This window comes from Streptomyces sp. NPDC034037 (assembly GCF_055575715.1).
Map to the genome: position 1 here is coordinate 136853 of NZ_JBVISC010000001.1, position 21779 is coordinate 158631.

Annotated in this window: 17 protein-coding genes; 5 read left to right on the forward strand and 12 right to left on the reverse strand. The window is 70.5% G+C overall.

Features of this window, described 5'->3' with window-relative positions:
• Positions 1 to 242 precede the first annotated feature (242 nt).
• From tkt to pgl, 5 genes are read left to right on the forward strand one after another with little or no spacing between them, the layout of a single operon-like run.
• The gene (gene tkt, locus ACZ516_RS00705) at positions 243 to 2330 is read left to right on the forward strand and encodes a transketolase (protein ID WP_469007859.1); all 2088 of its coding nucleotides are present in this window, start codon (positions 243 to 245) and stop codon (positions 2328 to 2330) included.
• Between the two features lie 34 nt (positions 2331 to 2364).
• Entirely contained in the window at positions 2365 to 3483 is a 1119-nt protein-coding gene (gene tal, locus ACZ516_RS00710) for a transaldolase (protein WP_358583799.1), read from the forward strand.
• Positions 3484 to 3488: 5 nt separating this feature from the next.
• Entirely contained in the window at positions 3489 to 5012 is a 1524-nt protein-coding gene (zwf, locus tag ACZ516_RS00715; RefSeq protein ID WP_467465286.1) for a glucose-6-phosphate dehydrogenase, read from the forward strand.
• On the forward strand, positions 5009 to 6154 hold the full coding sequence (gene opcA / locus ACZ516_RS00720; RefSeq protein ID WP_469007861.1) for a glucose-6-phosphate dehydrogenase assembly protein OpcA: 1146 nt from the start codon (positions 5009 to 5011) through the stop codon (positions 6152 to 6154). Before zwf ends, opcA begins: the two co-directional genes overlap by 4 nt.
• On the forward strand, positions 6151 to 6930 hold the full coding sequence (pgl, locus tag ACZ516_RS00725; RefSeq protein ID WP_469007862.1) for a 6-phosphogluconolactonase: 780 nt from the start codon (positions 6151 to 6153) through the stop codon (positions 6928 to 6930). Before opcA ends, pgl begins: the two co-directional genes overlap by 4 nt.
• Positions 6931 to 6974: 44 nt before the next feature.
• On the opposite strand, the gene ACZ516_RS00730 is transcribed toward pgl, so the two are convergent.
• From ACZ516_RS00730 to uvrC, 12 genes are all read right to left on the reverse strand, one after another.
• Positions 6975 to 7256 (reverse strand): DUF2087 domain-containing protein, encoded by a 282-nt coding sequence (locus ACZ516_RS00730; RefSeq protein ID WP_358583833.1) that lies wholly within the window; start codon positions 7254 to 7256, stop codon positions 6975 to 6977.
• 294 nt (positions 7257 to 7550) lie between these two features.
• A complete protein-coding gene (pgi, locus tag ACZ516_RS00735; protein WP_469007863.1) occupies positions 7551 to 9203 on the reverse strand; it encodes a glucose-6-phosphate isomerase in 1653 nt (550 codons plus the stop codon).
• A 196-nt stretch (positions 9204 to 9399) separates the two neighbouring features.
• On the reverse strand, positions 9400 to 9735 hold the full coding sequence (locus tag ACZ516_RS00740) for an RNA polymerase-binding protein RbpA (protein WP_078935388.1): 336 nt from the start codon (positions 9733 to 9735) through the stop codon (positions 9400 to 9402).
• 157 nt (positions 9736 to 9892) lie between these two features.
• Positions 9893 to 10123, reverse strand: coding sequence for a preprotein translocase subunit SecG (gene secG / locus ACZ516_RS00745; RefSeq protein WP_358583805.1), 231 nt, complete (start codon positions 10121 to 10123; stop codon positions 9893 to 9895).
• Positions 10124 to 10258: 135 nt separating this feature from the next.
• Entirely contained in the window at positions 10259 to 11035 is a 777-nt protein-coding gene (gene tpiA / locus ACZ516_RS00750) for a triose-phosphate isomerase (protein ID WP_361084383.1), read from the reverse strand.
• A gap of 6 nt (positions 11036 to 11041) precedes the next feature.
• A complete protein-coding gene (locus tag ACZ516_RS00755) occupies positions 11042 to 12253 on the reverse strand; it encodes a phosphoglycerate kinase (protein WP_468749537.1) in 1212 nt (403 codons plus the stop codon).
• Between the two features lie 102 nt (positions 12254 to 12355).
• A complete protein-coding gene (gap, locus tag ACZ516_RS00760; RefSeq protein ID WP_358583811.1) occupies positions 12356 to 13366 on the reverse strand; it encodes a type I glyceraldehyde-3-phosphate dehydrogenase in 1011 nt (336 codons plus the stop codon).
• A 188-nt stretch (positions 13367 to 13554) separates the two neighbouring features.
• Positions 13555 to 16515, reverse strand: coding sequence for a M14 family metallopeptidase (locus ACZ516_RS00765; protein WP_469007865.1), 2961 nt, complete (start codon positions 16513 to 16515; stop codon positions 13555 to 13557).
• A 165-nt stretch (positions 16516 to 16680) separates the two neighbouring features.
• Entirely contained in the window at positions 16681 to 17670 is a 990-nt protein-coding gene (whiA, locus tag ACZ516_RS00770; RefSeq protein WP_358583815.1) for a DNA-binding protein WhiA, read from the reverse strand.
• Entirely contained in the window at positions 17661 to 18683 is a 1023-nt protein-coding gene (locus ACZ516_RS00775; protein ID WP_358583817.1) for a gluconeogenesis factor YvcK family protein, read from the reverse strand. Before ACZ516_RS00775 ends, whiA begins: the two co-directional genes overlap by 10 nt.
• On the reverse strand, positions 18680 to 19615 hold the full coding sequence (gene rapZ / locus ACZ516_RS00780) for an RNase adapter RapZ (RefSeq protein ID WP_358583818.1): 936 nt from the start codon (positions 19613 to 19615) through the stop codon (positions 18680 to 18682). Before rapZ ends, ACZ516_RS00775 begins: the two co-directional genes overlap by 4 nt.
• Positions 19612 to 21675, reverse strand: a complete 2064-nt coding sequence (gene uvrC / locus ACZ516_RS00785) for an excinuclease ABC subunit UvrC (RefSeq protein ID WP_358583820.1) — start codon at positions 21673 to 21675, stop codon at positions 19612 to 19614. Before uvrC ends, rapZ begins: the two co-directional genes overlap by 4 nt.
• Between the last annotated feature and the right edge of the window lie 104 nt (positions 21676 to 21779).

The window sequence follows — 21779 nt, forward strand, 5'->3', positions numbered from 1 at the left end:
CATGGAGCGGACACATGAGCGGACACATGAGCGTTGCCGAACGACCTTTGAGCGGACATCTGAGCGGTTCCCTATTCACATGGCGAATCGCCGCGCATTCCTTTCGGGAGGCGGATCCCCACGGGGCCCGGCAGTCTGGAATGACTCGAAAAAATGCACGTTCCGGCAACGGTAGGCTCGACAACGGCCGGTGGGATTCTCATCGCCGGCATTCGACATGTGGAGAGGAGCCCTGACTCAGGGTGAGCACCAAGCCGACCACCACAGACCTCGAGTGGACCGAACTGGACCAGCGAGCCGTTGACACCGCTCGCGTCCTGGCCATGGATTCCGTACAGAAGGTCGGCAACGGCCATCCCGGTACGGCCATGAGCCTCGCGCCCGCCGCGTACACCCTTTTCCAGAAGGTGATGCGCCATGACCCGGCGGACGCGGAGTGGACCGGTCGCGACCGTTTCGTCCTCTCCGCGGGTCACTCGTCCCTGACCCTCTACATCCAGCTGTACCTGGCCGGATTCGGCCTGGAGCTGGACGACCTGAAGGCCTTCCGCACCTGGGGCTCCAAGACCCCGGGCCACCCGGAGTACGGCCACACCACGGGCGTGGAGACGACGACGGGCCCGCTGGGCCAGGGTGTCGCCAACGCCGTGGGCATGGCGATGGCCGCCCGCTACGAGCGCGGTCTGTTCGACCCGCAGGCCCCGGCCGGCGAGTCGCCGTTCGACCACCACATCTTCGTCATCGCCGGTGACGGCTGTCTGGAGGAGGGCATCTCCGCGGAGGCGTCCTCGATGGCCGGGCACCAGAAGCTCGGCAACCTCGTGATGCTGTGGGACGACAACCACATCTCGATCGAGGGCGACACGGCGACCGCGATCTCCGAGGACACCCTCAAGCGGTACGAGGCCTACGGCTGGCACGTCCAGCGCGTGGAGCCCAAGGAGAACGGCGACCTCGACCCGGCCGCCCTGTACGCCGCGATCCAGGCCGCCAAGGCCGAGACCGGGCGTCCCTCCTTCATCGCGATGCGCTCGATCATCGCCTGGCCCGCCCCGAACGCGCAGAACACCGAAGCCGCGCACGGCTCGGCGCTCGGCGACGAGGAAGTGGCCGCCACCAAGCGCGTCCTCGGCTTCGACCCGGAGCAGACCTTCGAGGTCTCCGACGAGGTCATCGCGCACACCCGCAAGGCGCTCGACCGGGGCCGTGAGGCCAAGGCCGAATGGGAGAAGGGCTTCGCCGCCTGGCGCACCGCCAACGGCGAGCGCGCCGCCGAGTTCGACCGCGTCGCCGCGGGCGAGCTGCCCGAGGGCTGGCAGGACAAGCTCCCCGTCTTCGAGACCGGCAAGGCCGTCGCCACGCGCGCCGCGTCCGGCAAGGTCCTCCAGGCCCTCGGCGCGGTCATCCCCGAGCTGTGGGGCGGCTCCGCCGACCTCGCGGGCTCGAACAACACGACGATCGACAAGACGTCGTCGTTCCTCCCCGCGGACAACCCGCTGCCGGAGGCCGACCCGTACGGCCGCACGATCCACTTCGGCATCCGCGAGCACTCCATGGCCGCGGAGATGAACGGCATCGCGCTGCACGGCAACACCCGGATCTACGGCGGCACCTTCCTGGTGTTCTCCGACTACATGCGCAACGCCGTGCGCCTGTCCGCGCTCATGCACCTGCCGGTGACGTACGTGTGGACGCACGACTCCATCGGTCTCGGCGAGGACGGCCCGACCCACCAGCCGGTCGAGCACCTGGCCTCGCTGCGCGCCATCCCGGGCCTGAACGTCGTCCGCCCGGCCGACGCCAACGAGACCGCCATCGCGTGGCGCGAGATCCTCAAGCGCTACACCAAGGAGTTCGGCAAGGGCGCCCCGCACGGCCTCGCACTGACCCGCCAGGGTGTGCCGACGTACGAGCGCAACGAGGACGCGGCCAAGGGCGGCTACGTCCTGTTCGAGGCCGAGGGCGGCGCTCCCGAGGTCGTCCTGATCGGCACCGGCTCCGAGGTGCACCTCGCCGTCGAGGCCCGCGAGCAGCTCCAGGCCGCCGGCGTTCCGACGCGCGTGGTCTCGATGCCGTCGGTCGAGTGGTTCGAGGAGCAGGACCAGGGGTACCGCGACAGCGTGCTGCCGCCGTCGGTCAAGGCGCGCGTGGCGGTCGAGGCGGGCGTCGGTCTGACCTGGCACCGTTTCGTGGGCGACGCCGGACGCATCGTCTCGCTGGAGCACTTCGGTGCCTCGGCGGACGCCAAGGTGCTGTTCCGGGAGTTCGGGTTCACCGCCGACGCGGTGGCCCAGGCGGCGCGGGAATCCCTCGCCGCCGCCCAGCGCTGACGCCCGTATACGACGAAGTAGGAGATGTAATTCCATGACAGACGCACTCAAGCGCCTCTCCGAAGAAGGCGTCGCGATCTGGCTGGACGACCTGTCGCGCAAGCGGATCACGTCCGGCAACCTCGCGGAACTGATCGACCAGCAGCACGTCGTGGGCGTCACCACCAACCCGTCGATCTTCCAGAAGGCCATTTCGCAGGGCGACGGTTACGACCAGCAGCTCTCCGACCTCGCCGCCCGCGAGGTCACGGTCGAAGAGGCCATCCGCATGATCACGACGGCGGACGTCCGGGACGCCGCCGACATCCTGCGCCCGGTCTTCGACGCGACGGACGGCCAGGACGGCCGGGTGTCCATCGAGGTCGACCCGCGCCTGGCGCACAACACCAAGGCCACGACCGCCGAGGCCAAGCAGCTCGCGTGGCTGGTGGACCGCCCGAACACGCTCATCAAGATCCCGGCCACCGAGGCCGGCCTCCCGGCGATCACCGAGGTCATCGGCCTCGGCATCAGCGTCAACGTCACGCTGATCTTCTCGCTGGAGCGCTACCGCCTGGTCATGGACGCCTACCTGGCGGGCCTGGAGAAGGCCAAGGAGCGCGGCCTGGACCTCTCCAAGATCCACTCGGTGGCGTCCTTCTTCGTGTCCCGCGTGGACACCGAGATCGACAAGCGCCTGGACGGCATCGGCACGGACGAGGCCAAGTCCCTCAAGGGCAAAGTCGCGCTCGCCAACGCCCGCCTGGCCTACGAGGCCTACGAGGAGGTCTTCTCCTCGGAGCGCTGGGCCGCCCTGGACAAGGCGCAGGCCAACAAGCAGCGTCCGCTGTGGGCCTCGACCGGCGTCAAGGACCCGGCGTACAAGGACACCCTGTACGTCGACGAGCTGGTCGCGCCCAACACGGTGAACACCATGCCGGAGGCGACCCTGGAGGCCACCGGCGACCACGGTTCCATCACCGGCAACACCATCGCGGGCACGTACGAGCAGGCTCGCGCCGAGATCGCCGCCGTGGAGAAGCTCGGCATCTCGTACGACGAGGTCGTGCAGCTCCTCGAAGACGAGGGCGTCGACAAGTTCGAGGCCTCCTGGAACGACCTGCTCAAGTCGACCGAGGCCGAGCTGAAGCGCCTCGCTCCTTCGAAGGGCTGACCACTTTGTCAAGCAGCAATCCGCTGCGTGACGCCGCAGACCGACGGCTCCCGCGTATCGCGGGGCCGTCGGGCCTGGTCATTTTCGGTGTCACGGGCGATTTGTCCCGTAAAAAGCTGATGCCCGCCGTGTACGACCTCGCCAACCGAGGTCTGCTGCCGCCGGGCTTTTCCCTCATTGGTTTCGCCCGTCGCGACTGGGAGGACGAGGACTTCGCCCAGGTCGTCCACGACGCGGTCAAGGAGCACTCGCGCACGCCGTTCCGCGAGGAGGTCTGGCAGCAGCTCATCCAGGGGATGCGCTTCGTCCAGGGCAACTTCGACGACGACAAGGCGTTCGAGCAGCTCAAGGCCACCATCCAGGAGCTCGACAAGGCCCAGGGCACGGGCGGCAACTTCGCCTTCTACCTCTCGGTGCCCCCCAAGTTCTTCCCGCAGGTCGTCCAGCAGCTCAAGAAGCACGAGCTGGCGGACGCCCCCGAGGGCTCCTGGCGCCGCGCCGTCATCGAGAAGCCCTTCGGCCACGACCTCGCGTCGGCCAAGGAGCTGAACGCGATCGTGCACGAGGTGTTCGCCCCGGACCAGGTGTTCCGGATCGACCACTATCTCGGCAAGGAGACCGTCCAGAACATCCTGGCGCTGCGCTTCGCGAACCAGATGTTCGAGCCGATCTGGAACCGGTCGTACGTCGACCACGTGCAGATCACGATGGCCGAGGACATCGGCATCGGCGGCCGCGCCGGCTACTACGACGGCATCGGCGCCGCCCGCGACGTCATCCAGAACCACCTGCTCCAGCTGATGGCGCTGACCGCCATGGAGGAGCCCGCCTCCTTCGACGCCGACGCGCTGGTCGCCGAGAAGGCCAAGGTGCTCGGTGCGGTGAAGCTGCCCAAGGACCTCGGCAAGGGCACCGTGCGCGGGCAGTACTCCGCGGGCTGGCAGGGCGGCGAGAAGGCCGTCGGCTACCTCCAGGAAGAGGGCATCGACCCCAAGTCGAAGACCGACACCTACGCGGCGGTCAAGCTTCAGGTGGACAACCGCCGCTGGGCGGGCGTCCCCTTCTACCTGCGCACCGGCAAGCGGCTCGGCCGGCGCGTCACGGAGATCGCGGTGGTCTTCCAGCGCGCGCCCCACTCCCCCTTCGACCACACCGCCACCGAGGAGCTGGGCCAGAACGCGATCGTCATCCGCGTCCAGCCCGACGAGGGCATCACGGTCCGCTTCGGCTCCAAGGTGCCCGGCACCTCCATGGAGATCCGGGACGTCTCGATGGACTTCGCGTACGGCGAGTCGTTCACCGAGTCCAGCCCGGAGGCGTACGAGCGGCTGATCCTGGACGTCCTGCTCGGCGACGCCAACCTCTTCCCGCGCACGGAGGAGGTCGAGCTGTCCTGGAACATCCTCGACCCGATCGAGGAGTACTGGGACAAGCACGGCAAGCCCGCGCAGTACCCGGCGGGCACCTGGGGCCCGACCGAGGCGGACGACATGCTCGCACGAGACGGACGGAGCTGGCGTCGGCCATGAAGATCGACCTTACGGACACCACCTCCAGCAAGATCAACAAGGCGCTCGTGCAGGGCCGCCGCGCGATCGGCACCCCGGCCGTCGGCATGGTCCTGACCCTCGTCATCGTCACCGACGAGGAGAACGCCTACGACTCCCTGAAGGCCGCCAACGACGCCTCGCGCGAGCACCCCTCGCGCACCCTCGTGGTCATCAAGCGCGCCGCCCGCTCGCCCCGTGACCGCACGACCTCGCGCCTGGACGCCGAGGTGCGGGTCGGCGTCGAGGCGGGCACCGGCGAGACGGTGGTCCTGCGGCTGTACGGCGAGGTCATCAACCACGCCCAGTCGGTCGTCCTGCCGCTGCTGCTGCCCGACGCGCCCGTGGTCGTGTGGTGGCCGGTGAACGCCCCGCTGGACCCGGCCAACGACCCGCTCGGCGCGCTGGCCCAGCGCCGCGTCACCGACACCTACGCGGCCGAGCAGCCGATCCACGAGCTGACCGCCCGCGCCGAGGCCTACCACCCCGGCGACACGGACCTGTCCTGGACGCGCATCACGCCGTGGCGCTCCATGCTCGCCGCGGCCCTGGACCAGGTCACGTGCGAGGTCACCTCGGTGCAGGTGGAGGGCGAGGAGTTCAACCCGAGCTGCGAGCTGCTCGGCATGTGGCTCGCCGACCGCCTCGACGTCCCCGTCAAGCGGTCGCTGTCGCCGGGCCCCGGCCTGACCGGCGTACGCATGGAGACCGACTGCGGTCCCATCGTGCTCGACCGTGCCGACGGCTCGCTGGCCACGCTCTCCATCCAGGGGCAGCCCGACCGCGCGGTGGCGCTCAAGCGCCGCGAGACGGCCGAGCTGATCGCGGAGGAGCTGCGCCGCCTCGACCCGGACGACACCTACGCTTCCACGCTGAAGTACGGCGTGGAGCGCCTCGGCGGACCCGACTCGGAGCCGAAGGCGGAGTCCACGGCGGGGTCCAAGGCGTCCAAGGCCGAGGGCGCCGACACGCCCGCGGCCGGCGGAAAGCCCGAGGACGCCGGGCAGGCCGAGGACGGGCAGGACGCTTCGGCGCCCGCCACCAAGAAGGCCGCCGCGAAGAAGGCGCCGGCCAAGAGGGCCGCGGCGAAGAAGCCCGCCGAGAAGAAGGCGGTGACCAAGTGAGCACGGCCCCGCAGCTCGTCGTCCACCGCGACAAGGACCTGATGGCGCAGGCCACGGCGGCCCGCCTCATCACGAAGGTCGTCGACGCGCAGGCCGCGCGCGGCCACGCCTCGGTGGTCCTCACCGGCGGCCGCAACGGCAACGGCCTGCTGGCGGCGCTCGCCTCCTGCCCGGCCCGCGACGCGATCGACTGGTCGCGCCTGGACCTGTGGTGGGGCGACGAGCGCTTCCTGCCGGAGGGCGACCCGGAGCGCAACTACACGCAGGCCCGCGAGGCGCTCCTGGACGCCGTGCCGCTCGACCCGGCCCGGGTGCACCCGATGCCGGCCTCCGACGGGCACTACGAAGTGGACGCCGCGGCCGAGGTCTACGCGGCCGAACTGGCCGCCGCCGCGGGTCCGGAGGACCACGGCCCGGTGCCGACCTTCGACGTCCTGATGCTGGGCGTCGGCCCGGACGCGCACGTCGCCTCGCTCTTCCCGGAGCTTCCGGCGGTGCGCGAGAGCGAGCGGACGGTGGTGGGCGTGCACGGCGCGCCGAAGCCCCCGCCGACCCGGGTCACGCTCACCCTGCCGGCGATCCGCTCGGCACGTGAGGTGTGGCTGCTCGCGGCGGGCGAGGACAAGGCGGGGGCCGCGGCCATCGCCCTGTCCGGCGCGGGCGAGGTGCAGGCCCCCGCGGCCGGCGCCCGCGGCCGCTCGCGCACGCTGTGGCTGCTGGACGCGGCGGCGGCCTCCCAGCTCCCTCCGGAGCTGTACCGGTCGGCCAGCGCTTGAGTGCTGCGCGACAAGGGCCCCGCACCTCATCCGGTGCGGGGCCCTTACGCGTGGGCGGGGACGCGGCGGTAGCTGCTGCCGTCCCGTTCGCGCACCAGGAGGCCGTCCATGACGCAGTACCTGCGCAGTGCGGAGGTGTCGTCGTGGACGGTGCGGAACGCGTCGTTGACCTCGCGCTCGCTGTAGGCGCGGTCGGCCCGGAAGAGGGTGTCCGTGAGGTGGACGAGGAGTTCGTGGCGTACGACGGGCCGTACGGGGATGGTCGTGAGGCGGCCGTGGGAGAAGAAGCCGGTGAGACGCCGGGGCACGGTGGCGGGGGCGTCCACCGGGGCGGGCGCGCGCCGGAAGACGCCGGGGTCGGCGCGGAGCGACCCGTCGGGCTGCCGCTTCAGGAGCCCGGCGGCGAGCAGCCGGTTCAGGTGCTTGCGGGCGGCGGGAGAGTCCGCCTCGCCGGGCGGCAGCTCGTCGAGGACGACGCGCGCGTACAGCCGCAGTCTCTCGGGGTCGGCGAGCGCGGTGAGCAGCTGGTCCATGACGGGGTCCCTCCCGGCGGGTGACAGAGCCGAAGCAGTGTCACCCGCCGGACCTCGGACACGCACGCGATTAACCGGCGGCGTCGCTCAACGGTCGCGCAGATCCCGGTACTTGGCGACGAGGGCCGTGGTGGAACCGTCCAGGTCGGGCACCTCGGCACCCTCGGTGAGGGCGGGCTCCACGCGCTTGGCGAGGACCTTGCCGAGTTCGACGCCCCACTGGTCGAAGGAGTCGATGTGCCACACGGCGCCCTGGACGAACACCTTGTGTTCGTAGAGGGCGATGAGCTGACCGAGGACCGAGGGCGTCAGTTCCTTGGCGAGGATGGTGGTCGTCGGGTGGTTGCCCCGGAAGGTCTTGTGCGGGACGAGTCCCTCCGGCACACCCTCGGCGCGCACCTCCTCGGGCGTCTTGCCGAACGCCAGTGCCTGCGTCTGGGCGAAGAAGTTGGCCATCAGCAGGTCGTGCTGGGCGGCGAGACCGGGCGCGAGGCCGGCGACCGGCTCGGCGAAGCCGATGAAGTCGGCCGGGATCAACTTCGTGCCCTGGTGGATGAGTTGGTAGTAGGCGTGCTGGCCGTTGGTGCCGGGGGTGCCCCAGACGACCGGGCCCGTCTGCCACCGCACCGGGCGGCCCTCGCGGTCCACGGACTTGCCGTTGGACTCCATGTCGAGCTGCTGGAGATAGGCGGTGAACTTCGACAAGTAGTGCGAGTACGGCAGCACGGCGTGGGACTGCGCGTCGTGGAAGTCGCCGTACCAGATGCCCAACAGGCCGAGGAGCAACGGGGCGTTGGTCTCGGCCGGGGCGGCGCGGAAGTGCTTGTCGATGAGGTGGAAGCCGTCGAGCATCTCGCGGAAGCGGTCCGGGCCGATGGCGATCATCAGGGAGAGGCCGATGGCGGAGTCGAAGGAGTAGCGGCCGCCGACCCAGTCCCAGAACTCGAACATGTTGGCCGTGTCGATGCCGAAGTCGGAGACCTTCTCGGCGTTCGTCGACAGGGCCACGAAGTGCTTGGCCACCGCCTCCTGACCGGCCTTCAGTTCCGTGCGGAGCCAGTCGCGGGCGGAGGTGGCGTTGGTGATCGTCTCGATGGTGGTGAACGTCTTCGAGGCGATGACGAACAGCGTCTCGGCGGCGTCCAGGTCCCGCAGGGCCTCGTGCAGGTCGGCGCCGTCCACGTTCGACACGAAGCGCACGGTGAGGTCCCGGTCGGTGAAGGAGCGCAGCGCCTCGTACGCCATCGCGGGGCCGAGGTCGGAGCCGCCGATGCCGACGTTGACGACGTTCTTGATGCGCTTGCCGGTGTGACCGGTCCACTCCCCCGAACGGACCTTCCGGGAGAACGCGCCCATCTTGTCGAGGACGGCGTGCACCTTCGGCACCACGTTCTCGCCGTCGACCATGACGACGGCGTCCCGCGGGGCGCGCAGGGCGGTGTGCAGGACGGCGCGGTCCTCGGTGGTGTTGATCTTCTCGCCGCGGAACATGGCGTCCTGCAGCCCGAACACGTCGGTGGCCGCGGCCAGTTCGCGCAGCAGCCGCAGTGTCTCGTCGGTGACGAGGTGCTTGGAGTAGTCGATGTGCAGATCACCGACCTGGAGGGTGTACGCCGTGCCGCGCGCCGGGTCCGCGGCGAACAGCTCCCGCAGTCGCACCTCCCCGAGCTGCTCGCGGTGGGCGGCGAGCGCCGTCCACTCGGGCGTCTGATCAAGCCTGCCGCGGCTCTCTGCGTTCATCTCGGACGTCAGCCTTCTCTCGTACCCGCGTACGTGCAGTGCCCCCGTGGCCCAACCTAATGGATCAGGCACCGGGCAGGCGCCTCACGCACCGGGCACGACCTCACGTACCTCACGTACCGGGCACCCGTCGAACAGCTGACGGAACGAGAGAACGGCCGGGCACCTTCGTCGGTGCCCGGCCGTACTCCAAGTCTCAGATCTCGCCCCGCAGTTTGGCGAGCGCCTCCGCGAGAATCGCCTCGCCGTCCGCGTCGCTGCGCCGCTCACGCACATACGCCAGGTGCGTCTTGTACGGCTCGGTGCGCGGCGGGTCCGGCGGGTTGTCCCGGTCCTGACCGGCCGGAAAGCCGCAGCGGGGGCAGTCCCACGTATCGGGGACCTGCGCGTCGCTGGCGAAGCTCGGCTGCGTCTCGTGCCGGTTGGAGCACCAGAAGGAGATGCGCAGTCGCGGCGCGGACTCACCGCGCTCGGCCTCGCCCATCGGCCCCGCCCCGACCCGACTTCCTCGGATCGCGTTGCCACTTGCCACGGTCGTAACTCCCTGCGTGATGGTGCTGCTGCGGGCGCCTCAGTTTACGTAAGGCCCAACGCGCGTCCAGTGTGCGGAGTTACACCCCACCCCGGACGCCAGCCCATGATAAGCCGCGTACGCGCGCTCGCACCGGACAAGCGACCAGTGCCTGGCGTCAGTTGTTCGCCTTCGTCAGCAGGGCCAGCGCGACAATGCACGCGAACCACAGCAGACCGACCACGACGGTGATGCGGTCCAGGTTGCGCTCCGCGACGGAGGAGCCGCCGACGGACGACTGCATGCCGCCACCGAACATGTCGGACAGACCGCCGCCCTTGCCCTTGTGCATCAGCACCAGCAGCATCATCAGCAGGCTGAAGACGATCAGGGCGATCGAGAACCCCATAACCACGGCTGGACCAACTTCCTCGGATCTGACTCGGATCTGAATCGACTCTGTATCGACGACGGGGGCCGGAGCCTCGATGACCGAGGCCGCCCGGCCCCCGCAAGGGTACGACGTATTGCCGCTAGCGCATACTCACTGGTCGCGGAAGCGGACGATCTTGACGAACTCGTCCGCGTCGAGCGCGGCGCCGCCCACCAGGGCGCCGTCGACGTCCGGCTGCGCCATGATCGCGGCGACGTTCCCGGACTTCACCGAGCCGCCGTACTGGATGCGCACCTTGTCGGCGAGCTCCTGCGAGTACAGCTCGGCGAGGCGGCCGCGGATCGCGCCGCACACCTCCTGCGCGTCCTCGGGGGTCGCGACCTCGCCGGTGCCGATCGCCCAGACGGGCTCGTAGGCGATCACGATGGACTCGGCCTGCTCGGCCGGGACGTCCTTGAGGCCGCCGTCGACCTGGTTCAGCGTGTACTGGACCTGCTGGCCGGCCTTGCGGATCTCCAGGCCCTCGCCGACGCAGAGGATCGGGGTCAGGCCGTGCTTGAAGGCCGCCTTCACCTTGGCGTTGCAGAGCTGGTCGGTCTCGTTGTGGTACTGGCGGCGCTCGGAGTGGCCGACGGCCACGTAGGAGCACTTGAGCTTGGCCAGCATCGGGCCCGAGATCTCTCCGGTGTAGGCACCGGAGTCCTGCGCCGAGATGTCCTGGGCGCCGTACTTGATCTTGAGCTTGTCGCCGTCGACCAGGGTCTGCACGGAGCGCAGGTCGGTGAAGGGCGCCAGGACGGCGACCTCACAGGCCTCGTAGTCCTTGTCGGCCAGGGCGAAGGCGAGCTTCTGGACGTGGGCGATGGCCTCGAGGTGGTTGAGGTTCATCTTCCAGTTGCCCGCCATCAGCGGGGTGCGCGTAGTCATCAGGTGTCAGTTCTCCAGTGCCGCGAGGCCGGGGAGCGTCTTGCCCTCGAGGTATTCGAGGGAGGCGCCGCCGCCGGTGGAAATGTGGCCGAATGCGTTCTCGTCGAAGCCCAGGGTCCGCACGGCGGCGGCGCTGTCGCCACCGCCGACGACGGTGAAGGCCGGGGAGTCGAGGAGCGCCTGGGCCACCGCCTTGGTGCCCTCGGCGTAGTCGGGGTGCTCGAAGACGCCCATCGGGCCGTTCCAGAAGATGGTGGCCGCGTCGGCGAGCTTCGAGGCGTAGAGCTTACGGGTCTCGGGGCCGATGTCGAGACCCTCCTGGTCGGCGGGGATGGCGTCCGCGGCGACCGTGGTGGGGTTGGCCGGGGCCTTGGTCTTCAGGTCCGGGAAGACCGGCGAGATGAGCACGTCGACGGGCAGGACGAACTCGACGCCCTTCGCCTCCGCGCGCTCCATGTACTCCTTGACCGCCGGGATCTGGTCCTCCTGGAGGAGGGAGATGCCGACCTCGTGGCCCTGGGCCTTGAGGAAGGTGTAGGCCATGCCGCCGCCGATGAGGATGCGGTCGGCCTTCTCCAGGAGGTGGTCGATCACACCGAGCTTGTCGGAGACCTTGGCGCCGCCGAGGACCACGGCGTAGGGCCGCTTGACGTCGTCGGTGAGCTTCTTCAGGACGCCGACCTCGGTGGCGATGAGGTACCCGGCGTAGTGCGGGAGCTTGGCCGGCAGGTCGAACACGGAGGCGTGCTTGCGGTGCACCGCGCCGAAGCCGTCGCCCACGTACACATCGGCGAGGGCGGCCAGCTGCTCGGCGAACTCGCCGCGCTCGGCGTCGTCCTTGCTGGTCTCGCCGGCGTTGAAGCGGAGGTTCTCGATGACGGCGACCTGGCCGGACTCGAGGCCGCCGACCGTGTCATGGGCGGCGGGGCCCACCGTGTCCCGCGCGAACGCGACGGGCTCGCCGAGGAGTTCCCCGAGCCGCTCGGCGGCGGGGAGCAGCGAGAAGGCCGGGTCCGGGGCGCCCTTGGGGCGGCCCAGGTGCGAGGCCACGACGACCTTGGCGCCCGCGTCGGCGAGGGCCTTGACGGTCGGCAGGACGGCGCGGATGCGGCCGTCGTCGGTGATGGTGCCGTCGGCGAGCGGCACGTTGAGGTCGGCGCGGACGAAGACCCGCTTGCCGTTGACCCCTTCGGCGAGAAGTGCGTCGATCGTCTTCACTACTGGGCTCCTTGGGAGGGCGGTGACATGCAACAGGGCCCGTCCGGCGCGGCGGTGCGCGGGACAGACCCTGTGCTCACATCGAAATGCCTGCTCTGGATATTAGAGCTGACCGCCGACGAAGGCCGTGAGGTCGACCAGGCGGTTGGAGTAGCCCCACTCGTTGTCGTACCAGCCGAGGATCTTCACCGACGTACCCTCCTGGACCATGGTCATCAGGGAGTCGAAGGTGCAGGAGGCGGGGTCGCTGACGATGTCCGAGGACACGATCGGGTCCTCGGTGTAGTACAGGATGCCCTTGAGGTCGCCGTCCTCGGAGGCCTTCTTGAACGCGGCGTTGACCTCGTCCTTGGTGACCTCGCGCTGGAGCTCCACGACCAGGTCGGTGGCCGAACCGGTCGGGACCGGGACGCGCATCGAGACGCCGTCGAGCTTGCCCTTGAGCTGCGGCAGGACCAGGGCGGTGGCCTTGGCGGCACCCGTCGTGGTCGGGATGATGTTCTCGGCGGCGGCGCGGGCGCGGCGCAGGTCCTTGTGCGGGAAGTCCAGGATGCGCTGGTCGTTGGTGTACGCGTGGATCGTGGTCATCAGACCCTTGACGACGCCGAAGTTCTCGTCGAGGACCTTCGCCATCGGCGCCACACAGTTGGTGGTGCAGGAGGCGTTGGAGATGACGTGGTGGTTCGCCGGGTCGTACTTGTCCTGGTTGACGCCCATCACGATGGTGATGTCCTCGTCCTTGGCCGGAGCCGAGATGAGGACCTTCTTGGCGCCGCCGGCGATGTGCTTCTCGGCGTCGGCCTTCTTGGTGAAGATGCCCGTGGACTCGATCACGATGTCGACGCCCAGGTCGCCCCAGGGGATGTCGGCGGGGTCGCGCTCGGACAGCACCTTGATGGTGTGGCCGTCGACGGTGATGGTGTCCTCGGTGTGCGACACCTCGGCCTTGAGGCGGCCCAGGATGGTGTCGTACTTCAGAAGGTGCGCGGTGGTCGCGGTGTCACCCAGGTCGTTGACAGCCACGACTTCGATGTCCGCACCCTGCTCGAGCAGCGCGCGGAAGTAGTTGCGACCGATGCGGCCAAAGCCGTTGATGCCTACGCGGATCGTCACGAAACCGATCTCCTCGTTGGTACGCCGGTTTTAGACCCCGGCGAGTTGTATGGGATGTCCCCGACCGCCTCCGACCCTACCTCTCCGAGGCCCGTGAAGTGACATCGAGAGGGGCTGCGGGCGGCACAAAGGTCCGTACCCCTCAGTAGGGATACGGACCACGGGACCTTCGTCCCGATTACGCAGCGTCAGCTGCGCAGATGTGCCAGGGAGGCGCCCATAAGAGCGGCCCTTTCGGCGTTTCCGGGTACGTGTTCGAAGCCGAACCCGAGGAGGACGCTGTCACGCGCTGTGACCGCCGCGTGGGGCCGGTGGAGCTCCCCGGTGCGGCTCCAGTCGCCTGTGATATTGGGGCTCCCGGCCGGGGGCGCGGCGGCGGTCCAGGAGCCGAGCGAGGACTCGAATCCCTCGCTCTCCTTGACAGCCCCGCCGACGACCAGTTCCGCGTTGTCGGCGAAGAGGCCGCGCCCTCCGCTGGAGGGGTCGGTGATCGCGCTGAGGGAGACCTCGACCTTCTTGCCCGCGTAGGCGCTCAGGTCGAAGGCGACGGGCTGCCAGCCGCCGGACGAGCCCGTGAAGCTGTTCCAGGAGCCGCTGGTGCCGGAGGCCGTGCAGCCGTCCGAGCCGCGCGTCAGGTAGTGGCCGAGGAAGGGGTGGCCGTTGAGGAGGAACCCGGCGGCGCACTCGGCGGGCACGGTGGCCCGGGAGTTTCCGTTCCTGTCGGGCAGGGTCGTCCAGTCGTCGGCGCCCGGGGTGTGGGCCTCCAGTACCCCGTGGTCGTAGCCGGGCTCCAGGTTCCAGTTGAGCGCGAACCGCAGTTCGGGCCGGTCGGCGGCCGTGACGCCCGTCAGGTCCAGGGTGCGGGTGAGCCGTTTGTAGTCCCGGTCGGCGTGGGTGGCCGAGGCCATGCCCTGGCCCGCGAAGGGCGCGTACGGATTGGCGAGGCCGGGGTAGGAGCCCGCCGCAGCGCTCCGGAACTGCGGGAACCGCGCGGGCGGGAGGTTGTGGGAGGTGACCGTGAAGCGGCCGGCCTTGTCGAGGGGGTTGGCCGCGGCGTCCGCGAGCGGGGCCTGCACCCCCCTGAGGGCGCCGCTGCCCTCGAAGCCCTTGACGCCGGGGGCGGACAGACGTTCGTACGCGCCCAGGTAGTACTGCGCGAAGTCGTCGGTGAGGGCCTCCCCCAGGTCGACGTCGCCGCCGGCGCGCTCGCCGGCCTCGATGAGCTTGCCGCCCTCGTTGAGGTAGGCGCGCAGGGCGAGCTGGGTGGGCGCCCCGGGCACGGCGTCGCCGGTCGCGTGGACGACCACGGAGAAGTGCGACAGGACGCCCAGCGGGTGCGGTGCGCCCTTCTCGGCGACGTCCCAGACGGCGGCGGCGCGCCCGTTGGCCTTCAGCGCGTCGACGTACTTCTTGGTCCCGGTGGCCGGTGCGCCTTCCTCGGCGACGACCAGCGCGCTCGCCCTCGGGCGTTCGGCGACGGTGTACGTGAAGTGCTCGCTGTGCGTGCGGCCCTTCTTGGTGCGGCCGGTGAACCACACCTCCACCTTGTCGCCCACGCGGGCGTCCGCGATCTTCGCGCGGTACTGATCGAAGTGGAGGTTGTCCTGCCCGCCGTAGGTCTCGCCGCCCTTCCAGGCCCTGAGGTGCTTCTCCTGCGTGCGTCCGCCGTTGACGCGGTACGTCACCTCCTTGTCGCGCACGGACCTGCGGGCGGTCACGGCGACCTCCTGGTCGCCGCCGCGCGCGTACGAGGTGGCGAAGGTGTCCGGGGTGAAGTCCGGGGCCTCGGCGCCGGTGACGGAGACCGGCTTGTCGGGGTGGAGGGCGGTCTCCGCGACGGCGAGCGCGAAGGGCACGTTCTTCGCGAACTCCTGCTGGATGAGCTTCTCGTCGTCGGGGAAGGTGAAGACGGACGCGCAGTCGCCGGGCTTCCAGGCGTCGTCGGGGTCGACGTTCGAGGCGGTCTGGCAGGTGGACATCTCGGGGGTGAACATCGAGATGCCGTTGACGTTGCCCGCGTGCCCGTCGGCCTCGCCGTTGGTGGTGTACAGCTCGGAGGCGACCTGCGGGTGGTAGCCGGGGATCGCGGGCTTCTCCGGGGTGCCGGCGAGCGCCCGGTGGAGGACGTCGTCGGGGGTGGGCGTGGCGACCTGCCAGCCCACTCCGTAGAGGATCAGTTCGGCCGCCGAGTGGTAGTTGACGCCGTACTCGAAGCCGATGCGCTTTTCGAAGCGGTCGAGCGCCTTGGTCTCCGGCTCGGACATCGGCGCCGCGCCGCGATAGGTCTCGGAGGAGGCGTCGGGGGACGAGCCCTCGTTGTCGTAGCCCCACTTGTAGGCGAAGTTGCGGTTGAGGTCGACGCCGTCGCCGGGGGCGATGGCGCCGTCGCCGTCGATGTCGCGGAGGTTCTTGCGCCACTGGCGGTCGCCGTCGGCGGCGTGCGTGAAGTCGTAGCCGTCGGGGTTGGCGGAGAGCACGAACCACAGCTCGGTGGAGTCCACCAGTTCGGTGATCCGCTTGTCCTTGCCGTAGTTGTCGAGGTAGTGGTGCATCAGGCGGCGGGTCATCTCGGGGGTGATCCACTCGCGGGCGTGCTGGTTGGACAGGTAGAGCGTGGCCGGCTTGACGCCGTCCCTGGTCTTCCCGGCGTTCTTGGAGACCTTCAGAGCGAGGATGTCCTTGCCCCGGACGGTCTTGCCGATGGAGACGACCTTGGTGAGGCCGGGGTGGGCCTGCCCGGTCCTGACGATCTCCTCCTTCAGCCCGCCCCTGCCGCTGTACGGCCGGTAGACGCCGTCCCCCGCGGCCCGCACCCGCTTCTCGGCGGCCGGGGAGACCGTGTGCTCGCGCAGCTCGACGCCCCGGCGTTCGATCGCCGCGGCCTGGCCCTCGGTCAGGTACAGCTCGACGCGGCCGGTGCCGTGCTCGGGTGCCTGCCCCGCCAGTTCGTGGGCGTCCTGGCCCGCCTCGATCAGGAGGGGGATCTGCTCCTTGGTGACCTCGGCCCGGTAGACCTTCACGGCCGCCGGGTCGTCGGCGGCCGGTGACTTCGCGGGTCCGCTCGCCTGGGCGTGCGGTGCGGCGGCGAGACCACCGATGAGCAGTGCGGAAGCGGCGAGGATCGATCTCGCGCTCGCTCTTCGTCTCATGAGCCCCCCTTGCGGTTGCCCGGCACGGATGTGCGGGATGCCAGGCTCGTGACAGTGCATGATCATGTCAATACGGCGGCGGGGGGCGGCCGGAGGTGTCCGCGGGCAAGCGGAAGCCGCCGGTGCCCCGGGAGGCGTCGGCGGCTGTCGCTGCTCGTGGGGCGGTCAGACCGCCATGTTGTCCGCGAGTTCCTCGGTCAGATTGGACTCCGTGCCGGGGATGCCCAGGTCCTGGGCCCGCTTGTCCGCCATGGCGAGCAGGCGGCGGATGCGGCCCGCCACCGCGTCCTTGGTCAGCGGCGGGTCGGCGAGCGCGCCCAGCTCCTCCAGGGAGGCCTGCTTGTGCTCCATGCGCAGCCGGCCGGCCGCCGCGAGGTGCTCGGGGACCTCCTCGCCGAGGATCTCCAGGGCCCGCTGCACCCGGGCGCCCGCGGCGACGGCCGCGCGGGCCGAGCGGCGCAGGTTGGCGTCGTCGAAGTTGGCCAGGCGGTTGGCGGTGGCGCGCACCTCGCGCCGCATCCGCCGCTCCTCCCAGGCGAGGACCGACTCGTGCGCCCCGAGGCGGGTCAGCAGCGCGCCGATCGCGTCGCCGTCGCGCACGACGACTCGGTCCACGCCCCGCACCTCGCGCGCCTTGCTCGCGATCTGGAGTCTGCGGGCGGCGCCCACCAGGGCCAGCGCCGCCTCCGGACCGGGGCAGGTCACCTCCAGGGAGGAGGAGCGGCCGGGCTCGGTGAGCGAGCCGTGCGCGAGGAACGCCCCGCGCCAGGCCGCCTCCGCGTCGCAGGTGGCCCCCGAGACCACCTGCGGCGGCAGGCCCCGGATGGGGCGGCCGCGGCCGTCCACGAGGCCGGTCTGGCGGGCGAGCTGATCACCGCCCGCGACCACCCGAACGACGTAGCGCGAGCCGCGCCGCAAGCCGCCGGGGGCCATCACGATCAGCTCCGAGCTGTGCCCGAAGATCTCCAGGATGTCCCGCTTCAGGCGGCGTGCCGCCATCGCGGTGTCCAGCTCCGCCTCGATCACGATGCGGCCGCTCACCAGGTGAAGGCCGCCCGCGAACCGCAGGATCGCCGAGACCTCTGCCTTCCTGCAACAGGTCCGGGTGACGGGGAGCCGGGAGATCTCGTCCTTCACCGCTGGCGTCATCGCCATGGGCCGATCCTTCCATGCATCCGAAAAATACGGTCGTACGCGGCTGCCAGGAGCTCCGGATCGTGCCTCGGAGTCCCGTCGGGCCGGGCCACCGCTGCCAGCTCGACCGTGGCACCGAGCCGCTTCGCGGCGTCGGACAGCGACTCACGGTCGGGCACGGCGTCCTCGTCGGCCAGCACCACGTCCAGGGCGAGTTTAGGGGCGTGTCGGGCCAAAACCTCCAAATGACGCTGCGGAGAGAAGCCATCGGTTTCTCCCGGTTGCGGCGCGAGGTTCAGCGGGAGGACCTTGCGGGCCTTCGTCTCGGTCAGCGCGTCCAGCAGCTCGGGGACCAGGAGGTGCGGGATCACCGAGGAGAACCAGGAGCCCGGGCCGAGGACCACCCAGTCCGCGTCGAGGACGGCGGCGACCGCCTCGGGGACGGCCGGCGGGTCGGACGGCACGACGTGCACCGACTGGACCTCGCCGGGGGTGAGGGCCACCGTGGCCTGGCCGCGGACGGTGTCCACGTCGTCGGGGCGGCTCGGGTCGTGGCCCTTGACCAGCGCCTGGAGCTCCAGCGGCACGGCCGACATGGGAAGGACGCGGCCCTGCGCGCCGAGCAGGCGGCCGACCAGGTCCAGGGCCTGGACGTGGTCGCCTAGCTGCTCCCACAGGGCGACGATCAGCAGATTGCCGACCGCGTGCTCGTGCAGCGCGCCGCGGGACTGGAAGCGGTGCTGGATGACGCGGGCCCAGGTCTGGCCCCAGTCGTCGTCGCCGCAGAGGGCGGCGAGCGCCTTGCGCAGGTCGCCGGGGGGCAGCACGCCCAGCTCGTCACGGAGGCGGCCGCTGGAGCCGCCGTCGTCGGCGACGGTGACGACGGCGGTGAGGTCACCGGCCCCGGTGATGCGGCGCAGCGCGGCGAGCGAGGCGGACAGGCCCATGCCCCCGCCGAGCGCGACCACCTTCGGCTGGGTGCCCCGCTTGCGGCCCAGACGGCTCAGGCGGACGGTCCGGCGGGTCGGCTTCACTCGCGCCCCATGTCCCGGTGGACGATGACGGTCTCCACGCCCTCGGACGCCAGGCGCGCCCCGAGCTTCTCCGACATGGCCACCGAGCGGTGCTTGCCGCCCGTGCAGCCGACCGCGATCGTCACGTACCGCTTGCCCTCGCGGCGGTAGCCCCCGGCGATGAGCTGGAGCAGCTCGGCGTACCGGTCGAGGAACTCCTTGGCGCCGGGCTGGTTGAAGACGTACGCGGCGACCTCCTCGTTGAGGCCGGTGTACTGGCGCAGCTCGGGGACCCAGTGGGGGTTGGGCAAAAAGCGCATGTCCACGACCAGGTCGGCGTCGACCGGCAGGCCGTACTTGAAGCCGAAGGACATCACGGTGGCCCGCAGCTCGGGCTCCTCCTCGCCGGCGAACGAGGCGTCCATCTTGGCGCGCAGCTCGTGCACGTTCAGGCTGGAGGTGTCGATGACCAGGTCGGCGTCGCCGCGCAGCTCGCGCAGCAGGTCGCGCTCGGCCTCGATGCCGTCGACGATGCGGCCGTCGCCCTGCAGCGGGTGCGGGCGGCGGACCGACTCGAAACGGCGGACCAGGGCCTCGTCGGAGGACTCCAGGAAGACGATGCGCCGCGTGACGTTCTTGGACTCCAGCTCGGCGAGGGACTCGCGGAGGTTGTCGAAGAAGCGCCGGCCGCGGACGTCGACGACGACCGCGATGCGGGCCACGTTGCCCTGCGAGCGGGCGCCGAGCTCCACCATGGTGGGGATCAGCGCAGGCGGCAGGTTGTCCACGACGAACCAGCCGAGGTCCTCCAGGCACTTGGCGGCCGTGCTGCGGCCGGCGCCCGACATGCCGGAGATGATCACCAGCTCGGGGATCGCCGCCTCGGGGACCCCTGGTGTCTCGATCGGCGCGCCCGTGCTCACTTGCTCTCCACCTTCGTCGTGCTCGCTCATGTCTCCTGCCCCCGTCGTTCCTCCGAGGCGCCCGCGGTCACGGGCTCCTCTCCTGCGCTGTCCGAGGTGCCCGCGGCGGTGGGCTCCTCGTCTTCCATGATCTCTCCGGTCGCCATGTTCACCGCGGGGCCGGCGGGCACCGCGCCGGCGAGGGCCGCCACGATGACCTCGGCCGTCTTGCGGCCTATGCCGGGGACCTCGCAGATCTGGTCGATTGTCGCGGACCGGAGCCGCTTCACCGAACCGAAGTGCTTGATCAGGGTCCGCTTGCGGGCGTCGCCGAGGCCCGGCACCTCGTCCAGCGGGCCCGCCTTGAAGCGCTTGGCCCGCTTGGCGCGCTGGTAGGTGATGGCAAAGCGGTGCGCCTCGTCCCGTACGCGCTGGAGGAGGTACAGCCCCTCGCTGGTGCGCGGCAGGATGACGGGGTCGTCCTCGGCGGGGACCCAGACCTCCTCCAGCCGCTTGGCCAGGCCGCACACCGCGATGTCGTCGATGCCCAGCTCGTCCAGGGCCCGCTTGGCGGCGGCGACCTGCGGCTGCCCGCCGTCCACGACGACGAGCTGCGGGGGGTAGGCGAACCGCTTGGGGCGGCCGTCCTCCTCGGTGAGGGCGCTCTCCCCCACTTCGCCGGTGTCCTCGTCCACCCACTCCCCGGTGCGCTCCTTGTCGGCGAGGTAGCGCCGGAAGCGGCGGGTGATCACCTCGTGCATGGACCGGACGTCGTCCTGGCCCTCGAAGCCCTTGATCTGGAAGCGGCGGTACTCGCTCTTCCTGGCCAGGCCGTCCTCGAAGACGACCATCGACGCCACGACGTCGTCGCCCTGGAGGTGCGAGACGTCGTAGCACTCGATGCGCAGGGGGGCGCTGTCCAGCTCCAGGGCGGCGGCGATCTCCTCCAGGGCGCGGGAGCGGGTGGTGAGGTCGGAGGCGCGCTTGGTCTTGTGCAGGACGAGGGACTGCCGGGCGTTGCGCGCGACGGTCTCCATCAGGGCCTTCTTGTCGCCGCGCTGCGGGATGCGCAGCGAGACGCCGGCCCCGCGGCGCTCGGTCAGCCACTCCTGGACCGGCTCTATGGGGTCGGGCAGGGCGGGGACGAGCACCTCCTTGGGCACGGCGTCGCCGCTCTCCTCGCCGTAGAGCTGCTGGAGCGCGTGCTCCACGAGGTCGGCGCTGGTGACCGCCTCGACCTTGTCGGTGACCCAGCCGCGCTGGCCGCGCACGCGGCCGCCCCGGACGTGGAAGATCTGGACGGCGGCCTCCAGCTCGTCCTCGGCGAGGGCGATCAGGTCGGCGTCGGTGGCGTCGGCGAGGACGACGGCGCTCTTCTCCATCGCCTTCTTGAGGGCGTCGATGTCGTCGCGCAGGCGCGCCGCGCGCTCGTACTCCATCTCCTCGGCCGCCTGCGCCATCTGCCGCTCCAGGCGGCGGATGTACGTGCCGGTGCGGCCCGCCATGAAGTCGCAGAAGTCCTCGGCCAGTTCGCGGTGGTCCTCGGGGGTGACGCGCTCCACGCAGGGCGCCGAGCACTTGCCGATGTAGCCGAGCAGGCAGGGGCGGCCGGTGCGGGTGGCGTTCTTGAAGACGCCCGCGGAGCAGGTGCGCACCGGGAAGGCGCGCAGGAGGAGGTCGACGGTGTCGCGGATCGCCCAGGCGTGGCCGTAGGGCCCGAAGTAGCGCACGCCCTTCTTCTTGTGGCCGCGCATCACCTGCACGCGCGGGAACTTCTCGTTCATCGTCACCGCGAGGTAGGGATAGCTCTTGTCGTCGCGGTACTTGACGTTGAACCGGGGGTCGAACTCCTTGATCCAGGAGTACTCCAGCTGGAGCGCCTCGACCTCGTTGTTCACCACCGTCCACTCCACGGAGGCGGCGGTCGTGACCATCGAACGGGTGCGGGGGTGCAGATTGGCCAGGTCCTGGAAGTAGCTGGCCAGGCGCTGACGCAGGCTCTTGGCCTTCCCGACGTAGATCACCCGGCGGTGCTCGTCGCGGAACTTGTAGACCCCCGGGGCGTCGGGGATCTGTCCCGGCTGGGGGCGGTAGCTGGAAGGGTCGGCCATGTCGGACAGCCTACTGGCGTGCACTGACACTCCGGGTCGGCCGCCACCGGCCCGGGGGCGGCGCGCGGGAACGGCGGCCGGCCGGTGGGTGGGCGGCGCGCGGG